This is a genomic window from Ewingella sp. AOP8-B2-18 (genome assembly GCF_052376015.1).
GTDB lineage: Bacteria > Pseudomonadota > Gammaproteobacteria > Enterobacterales > Enterobacteriaceae > Ewingella > Ewingella allii.
This window is the reverse complement of sequence record NZ_JBQSVB010000037.1, coordinates 1-3889: the sequence shown is the minus strand read 5'-3', so window position 1 is coordinate 3889 and position 3889 is coordinate 1. Positions and strand designations below refer to the sequence as shown.

The 3889-nt window shown below is 45.8% G+C and carries 5 protein-coding genes; 3 read left to right on the top strand and 2 right to left on the bottom strand.

The window, feature by feature from the left end; all coding sequences use genetic code 11:
* Window positions 1-127: 127 nt before the first annotated feature.
* Together ACT3RR_RS22875 and ACT3RR_RS22870 are read right to left on the bottom strand one after the other, a co-directional pair.
* Window positions 128-388: a ribbon-helix-helix domain-containing protein gene (locus tag ACT3RR_RS22875; protein ID WP_353504345.1), complete on the bottom strand. Its 261-nt coding sequence runs from the start codon at window positions 386-388 to the stop codon at window positions 128-130.
* Window positions 382-1017 (bottom strand): AAA family ATPase, encoded by a 636-nt coding sequence (locus tag ACT3RR_RS22870; RefSeq protein ID WP_353504346.1) that lies wholly within the window; start codon window positions 1015-1017, stop codon window positions 382-384. The genes ACT3RR_RS22875 and ACT3RR_RS22870 overlap by 7 nt, the downstream gene beginning before the upstream one ends.
* Window positions 1018-1930: 913 nt before the next feature.
* On the opposite strand from ACT3RR_RS22870, the gene ACT3RR_RS22865 reads away from it, so the two are divergent.
* The 3 genes from ACT3RR_RS22865 (at window position 1931) to ACT3RR_RS22855 (ending at window position 3812) form a co-directional block, all read left to right on the top strand.
* Window positions 1931-2956 (top strand): replication initiation protein, encoded by a 1026-nt coding sequence (locus tag ACT3RR_RS22865; RefSeq protein ID WP_353504347.1) that lies wholly within the window; start codon window positions 1931-1933, stop codon window positions 2954-2956.
* 353 nt (window positions 2957-3309) lie between these two features.
* Window positions 3310-3555, top strand: coding sequence for a type II toxin-antitoxin system Phd/YefM family antitoxin (locus tag ACT3RR_RS22860; protein WP_353504348.1), 246 nt, complete (start codon window positions 3310-3312; stop codon window positions 3553-3555).
* A complete protein-coding gene (locus ACT3RR_RS22855) occupies window positions 3552-3812 on the top strand; it encodes a Txe/YoeB family addiction module toxin (RefSeq protein ID WP_346637700.1) in 261 nt (86 codons plus the stop codon). Before ACT3RR_RS22860 ends, ACT3RR_RS22855 begins: the two co-directional genes overlap by 4 nt.
* Window positions 3813-3889: the final 77 nt, after the last annotated feature.

Sequence of the window (3889 nt, the reverse complement as noted above, 5' to 3'; positions counted from 1 at the left end):
GGGGAGGGATATAAAAGGAGAGATGAGCCTGGCCGGGTTTGTTCTGATCCAGTGAAGAATGAAAATTAAGGAGCCTTTTAATACTATAAAAGCTCCTTATTGGTACCAAAATGGTATCTTTTTAGCGTTATTCACCCAGCCCATTTTCGGCATAGAAAGATAGCGCATGGCGGATCATATTGAGCTTGGAGCGCTGGGTTTTCTCGCACAGTGACTCCAGCTGGGTAAACTCAAACTCATTAAAGGGTACCCGGATGGCTTTATAGTCCCGCTTGGCATCTTTGGGCAGGCTGAGTTTCTGCGCCGGCGTGTTTTCGGCGAGCGCGGCAAAAGCCTCAATTTTATCGGCATCGGCTGTTTGTGCCGGCCGTTCTCTGCGTTTTACCATTTCACAATCTCCTGTACCAGGCATTGGATCTCACCGCGGGCTTTGCCGTTGTCCATCTCCACCACGCCCTTACCTTCCGACATGCAGTCACGGTAGATTTTACGGTCCCGAATGATGGTATTCATCAGCTGGAGCACCGGATAATCTGCCAGGTAAATTTTTGCATCCTGAGTCTCATTCACGATCGGGTTGGTCGGCGCCATGGTCAGCAGCGCTTTCACCCGAAGTTTGGGATTTAGATCTAACGCCATCGTGATGATGTCCTGCAGTGCGGGCAGCGTATCGAGGTCTGGCTGCGAGGGTCTGAAAGGAACGATCAGCACGTCGGCGGCGCTCATACCGGTGCGCAGTTCCCGGCTGTCGCGGCCTGCGGAATCCACAACGACATACTCATAGCGTTTGGCCAGGTCAGACAGCGTTTCATGGATGTTGTCGAACTTCTGAATGCTGTGGATTTTTGGCAGATTCATATTCTGATTACGATCGCTGATCCAGTTGGATGCCGTACCCTGCCGGTCAGCATCAACAAGCATCACATCCTTTCCCTGTCGTGCAAGTTCAGCGCCGATATTAGCGGCGGTTGTGGACTTACCACAGCCTCCCTTTTGGCTCCCTATAAGTATAATCATGGCACCCTTCCAGTGTGATATTGATGTCAAAGTAGTACTACTTTAGCCGTTACTCGAATGCGGTACAACAAATGTGTCGTTGGCGCTTTGCTCGAATTAATAACAGACGCGCATCCTGCTGATATTTACCGACTGGGGAATGAGACAGGTACAAGAGTTAAACGTGATACTAATTGCGGTAACAATAAGCAGCGATATAATTTGTTATATTTCATAGGCTTAATTGTAGCCTGTGTCATTCTAACGTGATAACTTTTGCGGTAAGATTGGCTACGTTCTCGCCTGGAATGCTTAACCTATCTAACGTGATATGATTTGCGGCGCTTTTCATCAGGATCTGTATCCCGGCGGTTAGCTGTCATACGTGATAGGTTTTGCGGTCACGGAGTAACAATTTACGATCATATTCCTGTTTTCCGCGGTCATTACACTCTTCTGGGATACTGTCACACAAAGCCTGATGTCAGGTTCTGAATGCGGAATCTGTTAAGGTGATATGTTTTGCGGTTCTCATGTAAGATTTAATCAATACATTCAGGTTGATACATTTATAAACCACATTAATGAGAGAATGTTTTACTGATGGTGCTCAATATTGATACGAAGATCATTCTTCATCTGACGATCAAAAAATAAAACAACGCGAAGCTGCGTTAGCTTGTTTTATTTCTTGTTTCTTATTTCTCTTTTCTTGTTTCTAGTGTTGATTTAACTACTATATTACAAGAGGTTAAAACAAGTTACGTGATATACTTTGTGGTAATACGTGATCGCTTTTGCGGTTAAAGGTGATAACTTTAGCGGTGTTACGTGATCGGATCTGTGGCAAGACGTGATCCGATCATCTGTTGATAAGTCTGTTTTTAACGTGATATATTCAAAAAAAATATCACCTTTGGGTTGAGACAGATACATGGATAAACAAAGCGTCAAAAAACTGTACGTGACTCAGGATAATAAACTTCTTGAAGGTGCATACAGCGCGACCCTTGATGAAATGCGCCTTCTGTATCTTGCCTTGGTGCAAATCGACAGTAAAAAGCCTCAACCCGATGGTATTTATACTTTGTTTCCTGCGGACTTTGAAAAAATGTTCGGGGTTAATCCATCTCATACTCACCAGCAGCTCAAGAAAGCCGCGGATTCACTCGGCAGCAAGCCGATCGTCACGTTTGAATGGAACGATAAAAAGCAGCGCCTAGATAAAGTAAAAAGGTTTTGGTTTTCTTCGATCCGCTATGACGCATCAGACAACAGCGCCGATGTGACGATCCGTTTTTCTCCTGATGTGGTGCCCTATCTTTACGACCTCAAACGCGAATTTACCCAGGTTGACTTTCAGCATGTGTCAAAACTGGATACTCCTTTCGCATTCCGGCTTTATAGCTGGCTGGTTAAGTTCAGAAAACTCACAAAAAATGCCCGCACTAACGGCATCATTGAGACCGATGCCTTAGAAATTGACTGGATGAAAGAACGCACAGGGCTGGTGGGGAAATACGAGGAATATCGGTTTTTCAAACGTGACGTGCTGGTCCCGGCTGTTGAGCGTATAAACGCTAATACGGATATTTCGGTTACTTGGGAACCGGTGAAAATGGGAAGATCCGTTAAAGCGATCAAGTTTTTTTATATCACAGAAACAGGAACCACATCTGCCAAACCTTTACGCCCACGTCTGCCGAGAAGGCCTCATGTTCTCGAAGGGTCCGACAAAGAAGGCGTCTGGGCGAGGAAATGTATTGCCGTGATGCAGGATTTTAGAGCACGGTTGGAAGAGTATGATGATAAAGAGAAATTACCTTTAGCAGACTTAAAAAAGTGGCTGCACTGGTATGAGATTATTGGCGATGATGCGTCGGTGAAACGCATGAAAGTTGAGATTTCTGGCAGGTCAAAAAGAAAACCAACCGACGCGAATATAAGTGCTTCAGTTTAAGATCCCATTCTGATCCTAAGGTTGATCCCTCCATAAGGCCTTTAGAAGCCTGAAAAAAGGCACCTGAATACCTAAGACTTATATCCAGGCTTATGCCCCCATGAGGACTCTCAATGCACGCAGGCAGCTTGTTTGCAAGCGTTATTAAGTTCATGACCTTTCCCGCGAGAATAAGGAAGTTATAAACACCGGAAGATAACACCAACGCACTGTGTTGGCTCGTGAATATAACGAGTACATGATGCGCTGTGTTTCAGCCTTATGAGAAGCTAGGGAGAATGCGAGATGATAAACTTGTACTTAAATAAGTACATTGTTATTATGTCTGCAAATTGCTTTAAGGAGACTGTTCAATGCGACACATCACTTTTACAGAGGCCCGTACCAATTTCGCGAACGTACTGAATCAGGTCAGTGAGGACGCAGATACCGTCGTTATCACCCGTCGTGGCAGCCGTGACGTAGTGATGATTGATGCAGACGAATACAGCAGCATGGTTGAGACGCTTTACCTGTTCAGTAACCCGGCAAACGCTGCGCATTTAGAGGGATCATTGAACCAGTTAGATCGCGGTGAAACGGTTGAAATTGATGTATGAAAACCGTATTCACGGCGCGCGCCGCTGAGGACTATCGATACTGGCAGGATAACGACCCGAAGAAGTTCGAACGCGTGCGCCAACTTATTAAAGCCCTGCATGCTGACGCGTTCGTCGGGATAGGTAAGCCCGAGCCGCTAAAGCACAAAAGGCCATTATGGTCACGACGTATCGACCGGGAACACCGGCTTGTCTACTACGTTAAAGACGGCGAAATTGTTATCATTGCCTGTCGTTTTCATTACACCGGCATCTGATAGGCCCGCATTATGCGGGCTTTTTTGTGCCTGTAAGGGCAAACGCATCTGAAAAGTGAGACCGTTAGTTTATCCCT